The sequence below is a fragment of the Alphaproteobacteria bacterium HT1-32 genome (genome assembly GCA_009649675.1).
Taxonomy (GTDB): domain Bacteria; phylum Pseudomonadota; class Alphaproteobacteria; order Rhodospirillales; family HT1-32; genus HT1-32.
Genome location: WJPL01000001.1, coordinates 2300360 through 2318828, shown reverse-complemented (window position 1 = coordinate 2318828; position 18469 = coordinate 2300360). Strand labels below are relative to the sequence as shown.

20 protein-coding genes are annotated in these 18469 nt (G+C 57.4%); 11 read left to right on the top strand and 9 right to left on the bottom strand.

Going from position 1 to position 18469, the window contains the following annotated elements:
* Positions 1 to 51: 51 nt before the first annotated feature.
* The gene (urtA, locus tag GH722_11080; protein MRG72317.1) at positions 52 to 1338 is read right to left on the bottom strand and encodes an urea ABC transporter substrate-binding protein; all 1287 of its coding nucleotides are present in this window, start codon (positions 1336 to 1338) and stop codon (positions 52 to 54) included.
* 424 nt (positions 1339 to 1762) lie between these two features.
* Here urtA and GH722_11075 point away from each other — a divergent pair, with 424 nt between their 5' ends.
* The 8 genes from GH722_11075 (at position 1763) to ptsN (ending at position 8674) form a co-directional block, all read left to right on the top strand.
* Positions 1763 to 2440 (top strand): ribonuclease D, encoded by a 678-nt coding sequence (locus GH722_11075; protein MRG72316.1) that lies wholly within the window; start codon positions 1763 to 1765, stop codon positions 2438 to 2440.
* Between the two features lie 133 nt (positions 2441 to 2573).
* Entirely contained in the window at positions 2574 to 3572 is a 999-nt protein-coding gene (locus GH722_11070) for a KpsF/GutQ family sugar-phosphate isomerase (GenBank protein MRG72315.1), read from the top strand.
* Positions 3511 to 4239: an LPS export ABC transporter periplasmic protein LptC gene (locus tag GH722_11065; protein ID MRG72314.1), complete on the top strand. Its 729-nt coding sequence runs from the start codon at positions 3511 to 3513 to the stop codon at positions 4237 to 4239. The genes GH722_11070 and GH722_11065 overlap by 62 nt, the downstream gene beginning before the upstream one ends.
* A gap of 9 nt (positions 4240 to 4248) precedes the next feature.
* Positions 4249 to 5064 (top strand): hypothetical protein, encoded by an 816-nt coding sequence (locus GH722_11060; protein ID MRG72313.1) that lies wholly within the window; start codon positions 4249 to 4251, stop codon positions 5062 to 5064.
* Positions 5065 to 5137: 73 nt separating this feature from the next.
* Complete coding sequence (gene lptB / locus GH722_11055) at positions 5138 to 5896, top strand: LPS export ABC transporter ATP-binding protein (protein ID MRG72312.1); 759 nt, start codon at positions 5138 to 5140, stop codon at positions 5894 to 5896.
* Between the two features lie 11 nt (positions 5897 to 5907).
* On the top strand, positions 5908 to 7452 hold the full coding sequence (gene rpoN / locus GH722_11050; GenBank protein MRG72311.1) for an RNA polymerase factor sigma-54: 1545 nt from the start codon (positions 5908 to 5910) through the stop codon (positions 7450 to 7452).
* 148 nt (positions 7453 to 7600) lie between these two features.
* Positions 7601 to 8176, top strand: coding sequence for a ribosome-associated translation inhibitor RaiA (raiA, locus tag GH722_11045; GenBank protein ID MRG72310.1), 576 nt, complete (start codon positions 7601 to 7603; stop codon positions 8174 to 8176).
* A 33-nt stretch (positions 8177 to 8209) separates the two neighbouring features.
* The gene (gene ptsN / locus GH722_11040; GenBank protein ID MRG72309.1) at positions 8210 to 8674 is read left to right on the top strand and encodes a PTS IIA-like nitrogen regulatory protein PtsN; all 465 of its coding nucleotides are present in this window, start codon (positions 8210 to 8212) and stop codon (positions 8672 to 8674) included.
* 30 nt (positions 8675 to 8704) lie between these two features.
* Here ptsN and GH722_11035 read toward each other — a convergent pair whose 3' ends face one another.
* Positions 8705 to 8935 (bottom strand): hypothetical protein, encoded by a 231-nt coding sequence (locus tag GH722_11035; protein ID MRG72308.1) that lies wholly within the window; start codon positions 8933 to 8935, stop codon positions 8705 to 8707.
* Positions 8925 to 9476 (bottom strand): Hsp20 family protein, encoded by a 552-nt coding sequence (locus GH722_11030; GenBank protein ID MRG72307.1) that lies wholly within the window; start codon positions 9474 to 9476, stop codon positions 8925 to 8927. The genes GH722_11035 and GH722_11030 overlap by 11 nt, the downstream gene beginning before the upstream one ends.
* Before the next feature lie 143 nt (positions 9477 to 9619).
* Between GH722_11030 and GH722_11025 the strand changes: the two genes are divergently transcribed.
* A complete protein-coding gene (locus GH722_11025) occupies positions 9620 to 10483 on the top strand; it encodes a hypothetical protein (protein ID MRG72306.1) in 864 nt (287 codons plus the stop codon).
* A 43-nt stretch (positions 10484 to 10526) separates the two neighbouring features.
* On the opposite strand, the gene GH722_11020 is transcribed toward GH722_11025, so the two are convergent.
* Positions 10527 to 11333 (bottom strand): hypothetical protein, encoded by an 807-nt coding sequence (locus tag GH722_11020; GenBank protein ID MRG72305.1) that lies wholly within the window; start codon positions 11331 to 11333, stop codon positions 10527 to 10529.
* Positions 11334 to 11461: 128 nt separating this feature from the next.
* Between GH722_11020 and GH722_11015 the strand changes: the two genes are divergently transcribed.
* Positions 11462 to 12010, top strand: a complete 549-nt coding sequence (locus GH722_11015; protein MRG72304.1) for a 3-hydroxyanthranilate 3,4-dioxygenase — start codon at positions 11462 to 11464, stop codon at positions 12008 to 12010.
* On the opposite strand, the gene GH722_11010 is transcribed toward GH722_11015, so the two are convergent.
* The 5 genes from GH722_11010 to GH722_10990 form a co-directional block, all read right to left on the bottom strand.
* Positions 12007 to 13347 (bottom strand): FAD-dependent oxidoreductase, encoded by a 1341-nt coding sequence (locus tag GH722_11010; protein MRG72303.1) that lies wholly within the window; start codon positions 13345 to 13347, stop codon positions 12007 to 12009. The genes GH722_11015 and GH722_11010 overlap by 4 nt on opposite strands.
* Positions 13348 to 13354: 7 nt before the next feature.
* Positions 13355 to 14749: a CoA transferase gene (locus GH722_11005; GenBank protein MRG72302.1), complete on the bottom strand. Its 1395-nt coding sequence runs from the start codon at positions 14747 to 14749 to the stop codon at positions 13355 to 13357.
* A gap of 40 nt (positions 14750 to 14789) precedes the next feature.
* On the bottom strand, positions 14790 to 15092 hold the full coding sequence (locus GH722_11000; GenBank protein ID MRG72301.1) for a hypothetical protein: 303 nt from the start codon (positions 15090 to 15092) through the stop codon (positions 14790 to 14792).
* Between the two features lie 2 nt (positions 15093 to 15094).
* Positions 15095 to 16537 carry a M48 family metalloprotease gene (locus tag GH722_10995; GenBank protein MRG72300.1) on the bottom strand — a complete coding sequence of 481 codons (1443 nt, stop codon included), beginning with the start codon at positions 16535 to 16537 and terminating at the stop codon, positions 15095 to 15097.
* 89 nt (positions 16538 to 16626) lie between these two features.
* Positions 16627 to 17424, bottom strand: a complete 798-nt coding sequence (locus GH722_10990) for a thermonuclease family protein (GenBank protein MRG72299.1) — start codon at positions 17422 to 17424, stop codon at positions 16627 to 16629.
* 48 nt (positions 17425 to 17472) lie between these two features.
* Between GH722_10990 and pip the strand changes: the two genes are divergently transcribed.
* Positions 17473 to 18426, top strand: a complete 954-nt coding sequence (pip, locus tag GH722_10985; protein ID MRG72298.1) for a prolyl aminopeptidase — start codon at positions 17473 to 17475, stop codon at positions 18424 to 18426.
* Positions 18427 to 18469 lie beyond the last annotated feature (43 nt).

Sequence of the window (18469 nt, the reverse complement as noted above, 5' to 3'; positions counted from 1 at the left end):
GGGGCCGGCCGCAACCGGCCCCCGGACAGAAGGTTCACGTGAGATCAGGAATCAGCTTCCCTGACCACCACATTTGCCAGTTGCGGTATTGAAGTTTCCGCAGGACATCGGCTTGCGCCAGTCCGAGATCAGGTCTTTCGAACCCGGAAGGAAATCGGACCATGCGTCACCGACGACCAGACCCGGCGTTTCCCAGACAGTTTCAAACTGACCATCTGCCTGCACTTCGCCAATCAGGACCGGCTTGGTGATGTGGTGGTTCGGCATCATCGCCGACAGGCCACCAGTCAGATTTGGCACGGAGACACCGACGATTGAGTCGATCACCGCATCCGGATCGGTCGTACCGGCCTTTTCAACCGCTTTGATCCACATGTTGAAACCGATGTAATGCGCCTCCATCGGATCGTTGGTCACGCGCTTCGGATTCTTTGTAAAGGCCTGCCATTTCTTGATGAACTCTTCATTCTCCGGCGATGTCCCGGACATGAAGTAATTCCATGCCGCCAGGTGACCGACGAGCGGTGCCGTATCAATACCGGCCAGTTCTTCTTCACCGACAGAGAAAGCAACGACAGGAATGTCTTCTGCCTTGATGCCCTGGTTGGCCAGTTCCTTATAGAAAGGAACGTTCGCGTCACCATTGATCGTGGAAACGACGGCAGTCTTCTTGCCGGCAGAGCCGAATTTCTTCACGTCGGAGACAATGGTCTGCCAGTCGGAATGACCGAACGGCGTGTAGTTGATCATGATATCGGATTCAGCGACGCCCTTGTCCTTGAGATAGGTCTCGAGGATTTTGTTCGTCGTCCGCGGATAGACATAATCCGTCCCCGCCAGAACCCAGCGCTCAACCCCCTGCGCCATCAGGTAATCAACAGCCGGAATAGCCTGCTGGTTCGGAGCCGCACCCGTATAGAAGACGTTCCGCTGGCTTTCCTCACCCTCATACTGAACCGGATAGAACAACAGGCTGTTCAGCTCTTCAAAAACCGGCAGAACTGATTTCCGGGAAACTGAAGTCCAGCAACCGAACACCGCATCAACCTTTGAGACCTGGATCAGCTCGCGGGCCTTTTCCGCGAACAGTGGCCAGTCGGAAGCCGGATCGACAACCACAGGCTCCAGCATCTTGCCAAGGACGCCACCCTTCTTGTTCTGCTCTTCAATGAGCATCAGCATTGCGTCTTTCAGCGTCGTCTCACTGATCGCCATCGTACCGGACAGCGAATGCAGGATACCGACCTTGATCGTATCCTGTGCGTTCGCCACCGTTGCCGTCAGAGCCGTACCGGCGACTACGCCTGCACAGAGCATGTTTTTAAGTGTTTCCCTCATTTTTTGGAAACCTCCACTAGGGTTGTTATTGCACCGCAGCAAAGGTGAGCAAGTTCCGGGCCAGAATATAAACCCGGCATATTTAAACAGGAAATTCAGCCCAACTCTTTGGTAACAAAAGACAAGTTTCTGCATAAAATCACACCTCAGAAATGTAGATATGACCAAGAGAGCACAGAAAATGTCTATATTTTAATCAGCTCGGAAGTCGTGTCTGTTTTTTAGGCGAATTGTTTATCAATTGAACATTGAACCGCTACCATCCCATCCCCATCATCAGAAACGGAGCTCTCAGAGCCCCACAGGGGTTGTTATTGCACCACAAGAATAACCCCGCCCCCTGCTCTCCGCCGAGAGCAGGGGGATTTTCTCCCACCTCGTTCTACCCTGTCGCTTGATCGCCAAGGAAGATTGAACAAATATAATGCACCGCACCGGTTCCCTATCGGTGCCGACACAACAGGAAAATGACCGAGTGACCAAAAAACCAGCCATCCACCTCCATCATGGCGACCTGCCATCCGGACTCTCCTTTGGCGACAGTGTCGCCGTTGATTCCGAAACCATGGGGCTGCGGGTCCGGCGCGACCGGCTTTGTCTGGTTCAGCTGCGCGGTCGGGATGGCGATGTTCATCTGGTCAAATTCGAACGGGGACAATATGACGCGCCGAACCTGAAAGCGCTCATGGAAGACCGTTCCGTTCTCAAAATATTCCACTTCGCCCGGTTCGATGTCGCTGCCTTCCGGGCCTGGCTCGGTGCCGATACCGGTCCGATTTTCTGCACAAAGATCGCTTCGAAACTGACCCGCACCTACACTGACAGGCACGGCCTGAAGGATTGCTGCCGGGAACTGCTGCAGGTTGACCTCTCGAAAGAGCAGCAAAGTTCCGACTGGGGTGCCCCCGATCTCAGCGAAGCCCAGAAAGGCTATGCAGCCTCAGACGTCCTGCATCTCCATGCCCTGATGGATATCTTCAACAGCCGGCTGGAGCGCGAAGATCGCAGGGAAATCGCCGAGGCCTGTTTCGGCTTCCTGCCAACGCGGGCGGAACTCGACCTGCTGTCATACGAAGATACTGATATATTTGCGCATTCCTGAGCATTAGAGTCGACTAGACCAGCCCCGCTACCCTTGTTGATTTCCGACCCGCGCAAGCGCATGATTGAGGCGATTCGCAAGGATGGGGCTGCCCGTATTGCGGAATGAAAAAAACAACATAGATAGTCGGTGCATGAACAAGGTTCAGACAGCCATTAACAAGACACCGGACGGTGATATCCATCCGGACATCGCATCAGCACGGCGTGTATTGCTGGCTGAAGCTGATGGTGTACGCGCTGTCGCTGACCTTCTCGACGAGTCCTTTATCAAAGCTGTCGACATCATGCAGGCTGTCACCGGCCGCATTATCGTCAGCGGTATGGGTAAAAGCGGCCATATCGGGAACAAGATCACCGCCACCCTGGCCTCTACCGGCACGCCGGCACAGTTTGTTCATCCGGCTGAGGCCAGTCACGGCGATCTCGGGATGATCACCCCGGCTGATGCCGTGCTCGGACTGTCCTATTCCGGTGAGGCGACCGAGCTTTCCGACCTCATACATTATACCCGCCGGTTCAATATCCCGCTTATCTCCATTGTCAGCCGGGAAGGCTCGACGCTTGGGCGGGCTGCTGATGTGACCCTGCTGCTGCCGCGGTTTGTCGAGGCCTGCCCGATGGGACTGGCACCCACCACCTCATCCACGGCTACGCTGGCGCTGGGCGATGCCCTTGCCGTCGCCCTGCTGGAAAGACGCGGATTTTCAGCAAATGATTTCCGGCAGTTTCACCCCGGCGGCAAACTCGGCAGTTCCTTGCTGAAGGTCGATGACCTCATGCATTCCGGCGAGGATATGCCGACGGCACAGCTTGACGAGGCGATGGACCGGGTTCTGCTGACGGTCACCGAAAAACGTCTGGGTTGCGCCGGCATTCTGGATGATGGCGGCAAACTTGTCGGCATCATGACCGACGGTGATTTGCGGCGCCATATGAGCCCTGATCTGCTCCGTGCACGGGCTGGCGACATCATGACCGCAGCGCCGGTTACCATAAAGCCGGGCATGCTTGCAGCCGAGGCCGTGCGCATCATGAACGAGCGTTCCATTACCCAGCTGTTTATCGTCGATGACGGACGCCCCGTCGGCATCCTGCATATTCATGACTGCCTGCGGGCGGGTGTGGTCTGAGATGAGCGACGCCAGCCCGGAAGCCCCTCCCGGCACCCCGCGCCGCCAGCGGTCTTCCAACGCCGGTGGCAATTACTCGCGGTTTGTCAGCCTGATGCGGGTCGCCTTGCCAACCATCGCCCTTATTGTCGTCGTCTCACTGGTGATCTGGCCGAAACTCCAGGGTGAAGATGATCGTTTCCGGCTTGGCTTCTCTGCCCTGAGCGCCAAGGAAGCCGAGGCTCTCAATATGGTGAATGGCCAGTTTTTCGGCTCGGACGAGAATGACCGTCCCTTCACAATCACTGCCGACCTGATCACCCAGCAGGGTCTGGAAGGCGAGCGGGTCGAGCTTGAATCCCCGAAGGCAGATATCACCCTTGATGACGGAACCTGGCTGGTGCTGACGGCAGATTCCGGGCGCTATACCGAGGCCAGCCGCAAACTTAATCTGGTCGGATCCGTTAATCTCTACCACGATTCCGGCTATGAAATCCGCTCGCCGACGGCCCAGATTGATCTTCAGCGCGGTGAAGCACTCAGCAATGATGATGTCGCCGGACAGGGTCCGTTCGGCACATTGAAGGCTGAGGGTTTCCGCCTGATTGACAAGGGCAAGCGAATTGTCTTTATCGGCAAATCCCGGGTCATCCTCTATCCTGGTGGTGAACCGCCCGTGACCAATTAGGAGCAGCCGATGGCCATCCGACACTGGCTTTTTCTCGCCCCCCTTCTTCTGCTCTCTCCACTTTCGGGCATGGCGACAGCCGCCGGGCTGGACCTTTCCGGCAATGGCGGCGGCCCCATCGAGGTTCTGGCCGATGACGGGATTGAGTGGGAGCAGGACAAGAAACGCTTCATCGCGCGCGGCAATGCACGGGCTTCCCGTGGCAATGTCATCACCAGCGCAGATATTCTGACCGCCTACTATCGGGAGACCAATGGCGGTGGCACGGATATTCACCGGCTGGAAGCTGTCGGTGATGTCCGTATCAAATCCGAAACAGATACAGCCTACGGTGATGCCGGCTATTACGATGTCGACCGGGCGCTGCTGGTGCTGACCGGCCGCGACCTGCGGCTGGAGACCGCGACCGACAAGATTTACGCCCGCGACAGCCTAGAATACTGGGGCGGTACCGTAAATGCCGCTGTTGCCCGTGGGGCAGCCCGCGCCGTCAGTCAGGGAAAAACCCTTGAAGCCGGCATTCTTACAGCCTTCTTCTCCGACAAGACCGGCAAGAACGAAATATCCGAGGTCAAGGCCGAGGGGGGCGTGACCGTCCGGACGGACAGTGAAGTCATCAAGGCAGACAGCGGCCTTTATGATGTCAAAAAAGGGATCGTCGACCTGATCGGCAATGTCCGCATTACCCGTGGCAAGAACCAGTTGAATGGTGCCCGTGGTCAGGTCAATCTGAACACGGGTAAAAGCCGCCTGTTCGGCGGTGCCCAGGCAGGCAGCAGTTCCCGGGTGAAGGGCATGCTGGTACCAAAGAAGCCGACGGAGTAGTCTGGTCCCGACCGGGGCATACCAGACGCCCTGAAAAGACATCAGGACCCCTCAAGGAGATATCATACCAGGTATGAGCAGCGTCGACGGACCACGATTGGTAGCACAAAATTCCGGGCTGATTGCCACGAGCATCGGCAAGCGATTCCGGAAGCGTCTGGTCCTGCGCGATGTTTCGATCACCGTTCAGCGGGGCGAAGCCGTCGGGCTTCTGGGACCGAATGGTGCCGGCAAGACCACCTCCTTCTATTGCATCACCGGGCTTATCAAGCCGGACTTTGGCGAAATCATGCTGGACGGTCGCGACATCACCGATCTGCCGATGTACCGGCGGGCCAGACTGGGCATTGGTTATCTGCCACAGGAAGCATCCATTTTTCGTGGCATGACCGTCGAAAACAATATCCGTGCCGTCCTCGAACTGATCGAACCTAATCGCGAGAAGCGGGAAGCCATTCTGGAAGCCCTGCTGGCTGAATTCTCGATCACCCATCTGCGGCGGGCGCCGGCCCTGGCCTTGTCCGGTGGTGAGCGCCGGCGGGTGGAAATCGCCCGTGCGCTGGCCAGCCAGCCACATTTCATTCTGCTCGACGAGCCGCTGGCCGGGATTGATCCGATTGCCGTGAACGATATTCGTGACCTGGTCGCTCATCTCAAGGACCGTGGCCTTGGCGTGCTCATTACCGATCATAATGTCCGGGAGACCCTCGACATTGTTGACCGGGCCTACATCCTCCACGATGGCATGGTATTGATGGAGGGTTCGCCTCAGGAGATTGTGTCGCACGAAGATGTGCGGCGCGTTTATCTCGGCGAAAGATTCAGCCTTTAAACTGGCGTCTCATGGCTATTTCACCTCGCCTGGATCTGCGTCAGTCACAATCACTTGTGATGACCCCCCAATTGCAGCAGGCCATCAAGCTGTTGCAGATGGGCAGCATTGAACTTCAGACCTATGTTGAACAGGAACTGGAGCGCAACCCGCTGCTTGAGCGGGATGACGACTTTGTCGAGGATCGCCGGGACGACGAACGCGGGGGCAATGACACCCCGGTTCAGGACAGCAAATCCGATGATGAAAGCTACGACCCGTCCGACCTGAAAGATACCAGCGAATTCTCGGACTCCGGCACACTCGGCGAATCCGACGACATGCCGTATGACGCTGATTACGATAACACCTTCGACACCGACGAAGCCGGGGCCGTGCGCTCTGCCAGCGCCGTTGAAGACTGGGGCAGTGGTGGCAGCCGTGACTTCTCGGGTGGTGACACGGATTTCGATCAGTTTTCCGCAGCCGAACTGACGCTGCGCGAACATATCACGGAACAACTGGTGTTCGAGCTGGACGATCCGGTCGACCGGATTATCGCCTCTCATCTGATCGATATGCTGGATGATGCCGGCTATCTGACAGGTGATCCGGAAACCGTTGCCGATGCCCTGAACTGCACCCCTGAACAGGTTGAAACGGTACGCCAGAAGCTCCAGCAACTCGAACCACCCGGCCTGTTTTCACGCAGTCTTGCGGATTGTCTGGGTGCCCAGTTGCGGGATCAGAACAGATTTGACCCCTGCATACAGGCCTTGCTTGAGAATCTGGAACTCGTCGGCAAACGCGATTTCGCCAGGCTCCGGGAAATCTGCAATGCCAGCAACGAAGACCTCTCGGAAATGCTGGAAGAAATCCGCCAGCTCGACCCAAAACCCGGATTGCGGTTTCAGCATACTCTGGTTGAACATCTGATCCCCGATGTCCTGATGCGGCCGCAACCCGGCGGCGGATGGATCATCGAGCTGAATCCGGATGCCCTGCCGAAAGTGCTGATCAACAATCAGTACTACGCCGTGCTCTCCGCCAAAGCGCATTCCAAAGACGACAAGCACTACATCTCTGAGCAGTTCCAGACCGCGAACTGGCTTGTCCGCTCCCTGCATCAGCGGGCGACCACCATCATGAAGGTCGCAACCGAGCTTGTGCGCCAGCAGGATCAGTTCTTCGTCAGGGGCGTCACAGGTCTGAAACCACTGGTATTACGCACAATTGCCGATGCGATCGATATGCATGAAAGCACCGTCAGCCGGGTGACCGCGAACAAGTATATCGCCACCCCACGCGGCATTTTCGAAATGCGGTATTTCTTCACGCAGGCCATTGCCGGAACTGATGGAGAATCATCTCATTCGGCGGAGTCTGTCCGTCACAGCATTCGCAGCCTGATAGACGCGGAAGATCCCCGGAAAATTCTGTCCGATGACAGAATTGTCGAATTGCTGCGGGCAGAGGGGATCGAAATCGCCCGCAGAACGGTCGCAAAATATCGTGAAGCCATGCGGATACCGTCTTCTGTCCAGCGGCGACGCGAAAAATCGGCTGAAAAGCTGTAAAAATTGCGACCCCCGACTCAGGGGAACTGCGGTTGACACATCACAATCGTCACCATATGGTCCGCGCCGCTTTGGACAGCCGGAAATATCGGCTATCCTGATTGACGTCGGCACGGCCGACGATCTGAAACTGACGGCAAAAACAAAAATGCAGATTTCTATCAGAGGACGACATATCGACCTCGGCGACGCCTTCCGTGAACATGCTGAAGGACGTCTCGGAGAGTTGATCTCGAAGTACTTCGAAAAAGCCATCGAAGCATCGGTGACCGTGGATAAGGATTCATCCGATATCGAGGTTGGCATTTCAGTACATGTGCATCGCGGCATGCTGATTCAGGGAACCGGCGAAGCGGCTGACGTTTATGTCGCCTTCGATCAGGCGGCTGACCGGATTGCGAAGCAGCTTCGGCGTTACAAACGTCGTCTCACGAAACATCCTCGCAGCGACGAACCTGTCGAAGCGCAGCAGTATGTGCTGGCTCCTGAAAGTTCAGACAAAGAAGAACTGGAGGAAGCCGCCTGGGAGCCGATGGTCGTTGCAGAGATGGCAACCGACATCGTCACCTGCACTGTCAGTGGCGCTGTCATGCGGATGGATCTGGCAGATCAGCCCGCGCTGATGTTCCGGAATTCTGCTCATGGCGGTCTGAACATGGTTTATCGACGTCCTGATGGAAACATCGGCTGGCTCGATCCGCGCGGTTCACGCGCAACCAAATAATCGGCCTGTCGCTCATCCTTTTACGAGGTGGAGATGAATATCGCTGACTTGTTGGCTTCTGACTGTGTCGTGTCCAACCTTCATGCTTCCAGCAAGAAACAGACACTGCAGGAGCTTGCCAAACGTGCGGCCCAGGTAACCGGGCTGCACGAACGTGCAATTTTTGACGTACTGCTTGAACGTGAGCGGCTTGGCACCACAGGTGTCGGGAGCGGAATTGCTATTCCGCATGGCAAACTGCCGGAACTTCAGCGTCTGTATGGCGTCTTTGCGCGACTGGACAAACCGGTCGATTTCGACGCCATCGATGACGCACCGGTAGACCTGATTTTTTTGCTGCTGGCACCTGAAAATGCCGGTGCCGACCACCTGAAGGCGCTGGCACGGGTATCGCGCCTGCTGCGAGACAAGGTCACCTGCGAAAAACTGCGCGGCGCCGACAGCGCCGACGCATTGTTTGCCATTCTTACCGAAGATGCGACCAGTCAGGCTGCGTAAGATCGCAGCCTGACCGGCAAATTCGCCCCGTCAGTTGATATCGACGGGCTGAAGATTGTTTTGCACAGCAGCCGCGCGGGCAATATCCCGTGTCGGTGCAGCACCAAGTTGCTCTCCCGTTGCGGAAAAAATGCCGTAGACCGACCCGGAGTCACTTACGATCTTCCGGATAGCGGCAATTTCATTCAGGCCCAGCTGCAGCAGGTCTTCCGGGGAAATATGAACCGCGGAATTCAGTGCTTTTTCGGAATTAACGTTCATCACGACTTCCTTTCCCAATCGCCCTCATCGGCGCGATATCAATCATTTCACCATGCGTTCCGACGTCACCCTTCTGACCTGACGTGATCGGGATGGTGCGCACACGGACATCCGGAACCGGGCGCTCCATATCGATATGCAGCAGACCGCTTTCAAGGAATGCCGCTGTCACCTCGATTCCTTCAGCCAGCACAAAACTGCGCTGGAACTGTCGGGCTGCAATACCGCGATGCAGGAACATCCGGTCTGCGCCGTCATCCGCCTGCCGGCCCCGCACGACAAGCTGGTTGTCTTCTGTGGTAACCGCCAGGTCATCCATGGTGAAACCGGCTACCGCCAGTGTGATCCTCAGTGAATGGTCACTGGTCTTCTCGATATTATAAGGGGGGTATCCGTCCGAAGACGCTTTCGAAACACGGTCCATGACCCGTTCGAGATCATCGAAGCCCAGCAATAGCGGGCTATTGAACAAAGAAAGTCTTGTCACGGCGTCCTCCTGACAATGAGCGACGTACCGCTTGTACCGGACCCGGTCTGGCATCCGTCAGCGCTGCTAATTATTTGGAACAGCAGAGCCGGCTGTCAAGGTCCGGACACCCGGATAGATTGAGAGAGTTGTACTAACAGAAACGCCTGATTATTCTGAACCGGGTAGGGGCAGGTACGTGGACGGAATCCATGAGAATGTTATTCGATGAAATGGGGGAACAACATCAGCTGAAAAACGGCAGAGTTGACGGCTATGAGTTCCTCAGTTTTTCCGTCGATGTCGATCTTGCCGATTTTCTTGTCCGCAACCGTGGCTGGGTTCTGGCCGATATCGACCCTGACCGGTCAACCCCGCTGATTATCCGGTTCTATACCCCGAATGTTGAAGAGAAAGCCCTCTATGCCGTCAGTTCGATCATTGTAGGTCTGGCGGACTTCGGCGCTATCGGCCTGCAATACTGGTACGGCGGCTGGGCCGAAGAACAACATTTTCAGATCGATACATTGCTTGAACGGGTCGAGGAAATCCTTGACCGGCGGGATGAGTCACAAGTCTGGAAACCGACAACTTTTAGCGAAAAGTCCCGGGGGCAGTTATTTTCAGAGCGGATCAACCGGCTGACGCAGATCTGGCAGGCCTCTCACGGGGTACTGAGCAACGAGATGCTGAGCTGGATGGAAGGCGCCGGGCTGATGCACCGCACCTTGATGGTCGAGTTACAGGATGAGAATCTGATCTATCGTTATTTCGGTGCCGGCTTTGAAAAACTGCTGGGCCGGAAATTCTGTCAGGAACGGCGCAACACCGTGCAGGACGGGTCCGGCAGCGACTATGGCCGCAAGGTTGTTCAGCATTACTATGACGTCGTTGCCGCGTCAGAACCCTATTACGACCGGATAACAACCTCCCTGCCCGACCGGAATCGCGAAGATGACAGCCCGATGCATTATCGCTATTTCGATTATGAACGGGGCCTGTTCCCCTGCATGAGCGAGGATGGAAAACTGATCATCCTCGGTCATACGGAAAACACTCCCCGCTCCCTGATTCTGACCTGAACCGGACAGAATTCCGGTTCAGGGGACACTGGCACCCCGCTGGTTATTCCGCTGCAGATACCTGATCCGACAATGGCTGCCTTTCATCCCCTGAATAGGGGAAGACATTTACCGGAGCCGGAGCCGGAGCCGGAGCTGGAACCCGCCTGAATTCCTGTGCGGATACCCAGACATCGATATCATCAATCATCGAAACCCGGTCATTCCAGACCAGCTGCATATTCCCCCAGGTCGGGAAATAAGGCTCCTGCCAGGTCACGCCACCATGACGGTTACGCATGCCATAGCGTTTCAGCACCGGCTCCGGCAGCGTTTCCTTTGCCAGCCCGAAGGCGTAATCAACATTCCAGCACCCCAGCGCCAGCGCATAGGTAAGCCTGACCATGAAGTCGCTCAGCCCTTTCAGGCGATAACGGGGGTGGCTCCACATCGCGCCATGCAACGCCACGTCGCCGGCAATGTAATCGGCAGCAAGACATAACCCGCCAAACATCTCCTCTGCCGGACGGGTATCCGACCCGGAAGGGTACATGACGCTGAGGTCATGGAATTTGTCTGACAGAGGCGTCTTCCCAAGCCGATAAAGCCGGGTCGCGGCTGTCGTCACAATCTCCCCCTCTGCATCCGTGCCACAGATCCAGAAGGCTTGTTCCGCTCCATAAAAAGCAGGGAACAACGGCCCCCAGTTATCGGACTGGGTTTTGTTGAAGCGGCTGAGGCGATCAAAATCTGTCTCCAGCGACAAAGTAATGCCCAGTTCTGCAGCCCGTTCCGCCGCCATCAGGCAGAAATCCGACAGAAGCCCCCTCGGACCATGATGAAAGGTTACCTTGTCCAGCCAATGCGTCATCCTGCTCTCCATAACCGGTGTTTGCTGAACAACGCTTATTGAGGCCCCAGACGCGGTTTCGGAGCATACTTGCTCCGGTATCAGGCCATACGGCATACTCCCTCTGTCACGGACTGAAGGAAGAAATCATGGCAAGCGATGGCGCACCGAAACTGACGCCGCTGAACCTGAAAGGCTGGATCGACGAACACCGGGATCTGCTGAAACCACCCGTCGGTAATGTTCAGGTCTGGAAGGACACGGAGTTCATCGTCATGGTGATCGGTGGCCCGAACCAGCGCACAGACTTCCATGATGATCCGATTGAAGAAGTCTTCTTCCAGCTGGAAGGTGACATGGTTCTGCGCATCGTCGAAGACGGCAAGCTGAAGGATATCCCGATCCGGGAAGGCGAGATGCTGATGCTGCCCCCGCATGTCCCCCACTCACCACAGCGCCCTGCCGGCAGTATCGGCATGGTGATCGAACGGGTTCGTCCGGAAGGCATGCTTGAGGCCTTCGAGTGGTATTGCGAAAGCTGTGGCCAGCGCCATCACCGGCGGGAAGTTCAGGTGCGTAACATCGAAACCGACATGCCGCCGGTCTTTGATGAATATTACGACAGCGAGGATTTACGGCGCTGCGGTAATTGCGGCCATCTCAACCCCGGACGTCCGCCGAAAGCTGCCGCCGGCTAACCCAGCCAGACACCGTCTGCCGTCAGTTGCTGTTGCAGGCGGGGAATATCCAGCGCTGACGGCAGGACGCCTTCAGAAACGGATAGCGCGGCCGCAGTACCAACCGCCTGTCCCAGCGCGAAGCACGGACCGGACACCCGCAACGAGGCCTGACCTTCCGGTGTCGTCGATGCGCATCGACCGGCAACCAGCAGGTTATCGACCTTCTGTGGCAGGGCACATCGGAAGGGTATCTGGTGATAGCCACGACCGGCGAGGAACACGAACTTCATGCCTCCCAGAACATGCGTCTCCAGCGGCCAGCCATTCGCCCCGATGGTGTCATCGAAATCCCGACAGCCAAGAATATCATCCCCGGACAACTGGAACTCGCCGACGATCCGCCGGGTTTCCCGGATACCGATCTGCGGTGCGGTTTCCAGCAGGTAGCAGTTTTCAAAACCGGGCACCCTGTCTTTCAGAAACCGAAGATACTCGGTCACCTGACGACGGCCTTCAATTTCGGAAAAGGTCAGGTCATCCGCATCTGCACCATTGATCGGCGCGCCATTACGGCTGATCTGGGTCAGGTTTGCCCGCCATTCCCCTGAATGATGCTGCACGCCCATGATACCCGCCTTGCGGGGCAGGTCGTAGTCTCCGGATCGTGCTGCCTCTTCCATCAGCCGGTTGAGAGCCGGTTTTCCCTCTGTCTTTGCCCGCTCATCATCGACAGCGGCCAGACGGAACATCAGGGTGGGATAGGCGATGAAGCCATCATCCGAGCCAATTTCAAAAGGTGCGCCAGACCATGCAGCAAGATCCGCATCACCGGAACAGTCGATAAATACCTGGCCACGGACCGCCTGCCGTCCAGACTTGGTTTCAATCACAACCGCATCAATCCGCCGCTCATCCATGACAGCACCGACCGCGACCGTATGAAACCTGATCTCGACATTCGACGACAGCAGCAGATCATCGGCGGCGGCCTTCAGGGCTGCCGTATCATAAACCTGTGCGGCTGTGCGTAACCCGTCCGGGCCCTGAACGATATGTGGTTCGGCCAGGGCATCCAGCTTGCGAAGACGGTCCTGAAGGTCATCCACCACCCCGTGAATGATCTGTGTGATCTCACCGTCAATATCAGCATGCAGGCCACAGAAATTGGTGACCATCGCTGCCGTACCCATGCCTCCCAGAAACCCATAGCGTTCCAGCAACAAGGTCCGGGCACCGGTACGGGCAGCAGCCGCCGCCGCGGCAATACCCGCCGGTCCGCCGCCCAGTACGACGACCTCGGCTTCCGCGATAACCGGTATTTCACGTGCCGGCTCCTGAATCATTCTGCTCATGATCGCTTCCTCATGATGGCCAGATGGCCGGATGCGTACCCAGCGGTACGGGCGGACGGGGCCAGACCGCCGGGGTTGCTGACAGTTTCATGGCCGGGGCGATAAATTTCAGCCGGCCAAACGGGCTTTCCATCCGGTCCGAATAATCACCCACATCAGCTTCATCCGGTATCGGGCGATCAATGATGTCATTGCGACCCATACGCCACAACCAGTTGCGGGTCTGTGCCAGTGAAACACGGACACGCCAGCTTCCGCCTTCTTCAGCCCGGCGTCGCAGAGCCGTCATCGCACCGAAAGCCGCCAGATATCCTGTCGCGTGATCAAGCGTCTGGCAGGGCATCGGTTTCGGGCCGTCCACACCATAGGCCTTGCCGCCTTCCCAGGCGATTCCTGTGGTTGTCTGAATGATGCTGTCATAGCCGCGACGCCCGGCCCAGGGACCAACCCAGCCGAAGGCACAAAGTTCGACATAGACAATACCCGGACGCTGTTCCGCCAGCCGTTCCGCCGACCAGCCACGGGCGGCAAGGCTGCCCGGACGATAGCCCTGCGCAAAGACATCCGCATTATGGATCATGTTGGCCATCGCCACCTCGCCAGCATCCGTCCGCAGGTCGATATGAGCGGCATACTTCCCGAAACCCGTCGCAACGACACTGTCTTCGACAAAGGGCAGGTCCGGGCTTGAGATACGGAACACGTCAGCGCCGAAGCCCGCCAGGGTGCGCCCGCAAACCGGCCCGGCGATAACGCGGGACAGATCAAGCACACGGATACCGGCAAGCGGCCCGCCTTTCTTTACCGGGGCTTCCGGCGGCGCATCGCCGATCCGCTCAATGGTGAAAAGCGGTTCATCGCGCAGCGCCTCTGCCTGCGGATGGCGTTCCCATTCCTCCGGGCTTCGCATCATCGCCGCTGCCATACCGGCATCGATCAGGGCCTGTTCCAGTTCAGGCCCATCCCGCTTCGCAACCTGCCGGGCGACATCCTCCCGATCCTCACGGGCCCCGAGAATACCCAGGATACCATCACGAAAATGCGGGAAGTTGCAGTGAAGCTGCATCCACCGGCCATCACGGGCCTGATAGTAGCCGGAAACAGACTTCCACTTATCCGGCGCCGGACCGTCATCAACATGGATATGATATTCACCCCGGAAGGCTGCTGCCGCATGGCGCAGGTCAACACTGACCTGCTGATCCTCACCCGTGCGGGTTCTGTGCAGGGCAGCCGCCGCCAGCCCGGCCACACCGATCGAGGCCCCTGCGGCTGCATCAACCCGGAACGGTGATGGCAGAACCGGTTCTTCACTGCTGAAGCTGAGGCGCGACAGATCATCCGCATCTCCTCCCGCATCACGCCAGATTTTTGCCGCAAGGTCGGAGATCGATGGTCGATTCATGATATTATTTCCTGATTAGACTTCCCGGACGGCAACGATATCAGCCTGCTTTGGAGAACATCAGCAGGCCGATCATGATCGCCATCAGCACAACCACCATGACAAAACGCCATAACTTGTTGTTCAGGGATTCAATGATGATCCGCTGGTAATTCAGATAATCTGCGGCCGTCAGCAGCATTTCAGCCTTATCCGGATCATCCTTTTCCTGTGCAGCAACTTCCTTCAGGGCATCCGACAACATGAACATTGACCGCCCCCCGTCACCCAGACCGGGCTTGCGTTCGATTTCAGACAGGGCTGCCGCGTACTTGGTCTTGCCGAAATGCTTCAGGGAAAACATGGTCAGTAACTCACAATTTTGAGACGTTCTCCCCGTTGTATCGGCGTATTCCCGGAAATGCCATTCAGTGTTGCAAATCGTTCCTCACGGAATTTCTCAAAAGGCATTGTCGAGGCCAGCCTTGAGAAACTGTCATTCGCCTGTGCCGTAATAACCCGCAGCAACAGCGGTTTGACCTCACGGGCTTCGGGGCCTGTCAGACGGCGGAAGCTGTAAGTGGTCCGGCGAAAGCCTTCTTCCATCTGCGCCGTTGCCGAAACCGGCGACACGAACAAAAAGCGGAAGATATAGCCGTCCGACCCGAAAATCGCGAGCAGACGAATGTCGGCCGCACCATTGCTGGTTTGCTGGCGAATCACCCCGGTTGCCGCCCGCATGCCGCTGACGGTTATCGCCTGAACAGCCTGCACCTGGATTTTCTCTGCCCAGACACGCTGAATATAATCACTGGGACTGACATTCGGTGCCTTTCCCGGATGAATATCGAAGACAATCTGGGCCCCGCGCGGGCCGACCGCATTCACCGACTGCGCGCCGTTGATCAGGGTAAAGCCGGGAGGCGCCTCAAAGGTAAAAGCCAGTCCCGGATGGAGGAACTTGCGGTTGCGGATCACCCCCTGTGCCGGGTCATCACCATACAGAATGCCATCAACCTGGTTCAGATATTCAGACCGTCCGATCCGGGGATTGGCGACACGCACCACCTTCGCCGCCTCGATTGCCTTGGCAACACGGTCCGCCGTTCGCGGATGGGTCGACATGATATTGGCATCATTCGCGCTGCTGTCTGACTTGCCGGCAATCTTGGCCTGAAGCGCGGAGTCCTGCTCCAGCTTCTCCAGAAAGCCCGGCATGCCGTCTGCCGTATATCCGGCCCGTGTTGCATAACGGATACCCAGAATATCAGCCTCGAACTCCTGATCCCGCGAGTAGCTCTGAATCGCGAGCCCTGCGATTCCGGCCCCCAGCTCTGCGGCACCGCCACCCAGCGCGACACCCAGCAGGGCCGCCCCCAAATTGGCAACCACGGACTTGCTGTAACGCTCCGCCGAATGCCGGGCCACCACATGACCGATCTCATGGCCAATCACGCCCGCCAGTTGCGCCTCATCATCCGCCAGCGCCATCAGACCGCGGGTGATATAGACATACCCTCCCGGCAGGGCGAAGGCGTTGACGACATCTGAATTCAGAATCGTAAAAGTGTAATTCAGCTGCCCCGCAACTTCCGTGCGGGACGCAAGCTGGTTGCCGATTGATGTTACATAGGCCCGCAATTCCGGCGACCCGTATTCTCCGCCAAACTCGGCGATGATCTGCGGATGCTGTTCTGCACCGACACGTCGTTCCTCTGCCGGTGACATCAGACCCGTAAAGGAAGACCGCCCTGTCGCCGGATTAACCGAGCAGGAAGCCAGTGGCACCGCAGCCCCGGCAACACACATGCCACAGAAATGACGGCGGTTTGGCCGGAAAGCAGCAGCCTGGGGCCGGGAGATTTCAGGCAGATGGAAATGGTTTTTCGGGGAATGTGTCATTGCGAACTCGCTGGCTCCTGATCGATCAGTTCAATTTGCTCCGGATGGGATACCTCTATCAACGCCCCATTCCGCTTTTTGATCCACCCGCGCACCCGGACCTCCCGCCCCTGATAGGCAAGCGGATCAATGGAGGACTTCCTGAACAGGGTCGCCACCCGGGGGGACAGGGATATCGTGAAGTCGGTACGGTAGTCTTCACCAAAATTCAGATAGACCCGCCCCCGGACATCCGCCGTCTGCAACACCCTGCCCTCAACGATCTGGAAACTGCCGATATCGTTTCGCAGATCATCATGCCGGCGAATATAATAAAAGGGATGTCGCCAGATACCGCGCCGCCCTGACCGGGCCTCACGCTCTGCGGTCAGCAATTCTGCTGCACAGGCCCGGTTATCCGAAAAGCTGTAGAACCGGGCCATGCCGGCGCGGATCATCTCAAGCTGTATCCAGCGCCCGTCCATATCAAACAAATGCGCCAGATCACGGTCATAACGATCCGTCCGCGAACCGCCATAAGCCAGCCGCAGAGTACGGCCCCGCGTCATCTCACCAAGCAATTCCCGGCTTTCTTCCCCCAGCGGCCAGGCCTTGAAACCCGGCCGGCCGAGCGGCAATTTCGGTGCCTGCAGGGCGACCAGCCGCACAATACGGCCATCTTCCAGTTCCAGCGTATCGCCATCAACGACCGTCACAACCTTCCCCGGATGGCCGTCGACAAGGTCGCATGGGGCGGCCTGTGCTTGCGCCACCATCCATGGAATGATTATTAGGCAGAACAAAATTCGAACCATGGACGGAGTGTAAGCTCCATCTTCGTCCGGGCCAATGCAGGATGGCTGATGACCCCGCAACGAACGACACTCTACCCCGAAATTTCTCCCTACCGGCAGGATATGCTGGATGTCGGTGACGGTCACCAGATCTACTGGGAGGCCTGTGGCAACCGAAACGGTGTGCCGGTCATCTTTCTGCATGGCGGACCGGGAGCCGGCTCTGCCGCTGTTCACCGGCGGTTCTTTGACCCGGCTTATTACCATATCATCATCTTTGATCAGCGTGGCTCCGGACGGTCACGCCCGCATGGCAGCACCGACGCAAACACCACCTGGCATCTGGTTGCCGATATCGAAAAACTGCGGGCTCATCTGAATCTGGAAAGCGCCCTGATGTTTGGCGGCTCCTGGGGATCGACGCTCGCCCTGGCTTATGGTCAGACCCATCCCGACCGTTGTCAGGGCTTCGTTCTTCGGGGTGTCTTCACAGGCCGTCAGCGGGAACTGGACTGGTTCATCCATGGTATGGGGCGCGTCTTCCCGGAAGCCCGGAAAGCCTTTCTGGAGTTCCTGCCACCGGAAGAACGCAATGACCCGGCACAGGCCTATTACCGCAGGTTGATCGATCCGGACCCGACAATACACATGCCGGCCGCCAGTTCCTGGAGCAGCTACGAATCACGCTGTTCATCCCTGATGCCATCCCGCGACAGCGGCAGCGCAGGTGGCAGCGGCGCATTGTCGCTCGGACGGATGGAAGCCCATTATTTCGTCAACCGGATGTTCCTGAAGGAAAACCAGCTGCTTGATAATGTTGACCTTATCCAGCATCTCCCGGCGATCATCGTTCAGGGGCGCTACGATATCGTCTGCCCGACCGAGACCGCGCATGAACTGGCGGCCCGCTGGCCAATTGCAGAACTGAACATTGTCCCGGACGCCGGTCATTCAGCAATGGAAAGCGGCACACGAACAGCACTTGTCGCCGCAACCGAACGATTCAAATACATCATCGGCTGACCACTTTTCAGACGTTAACCATTCGTCAAGGTTGCGCGACCGG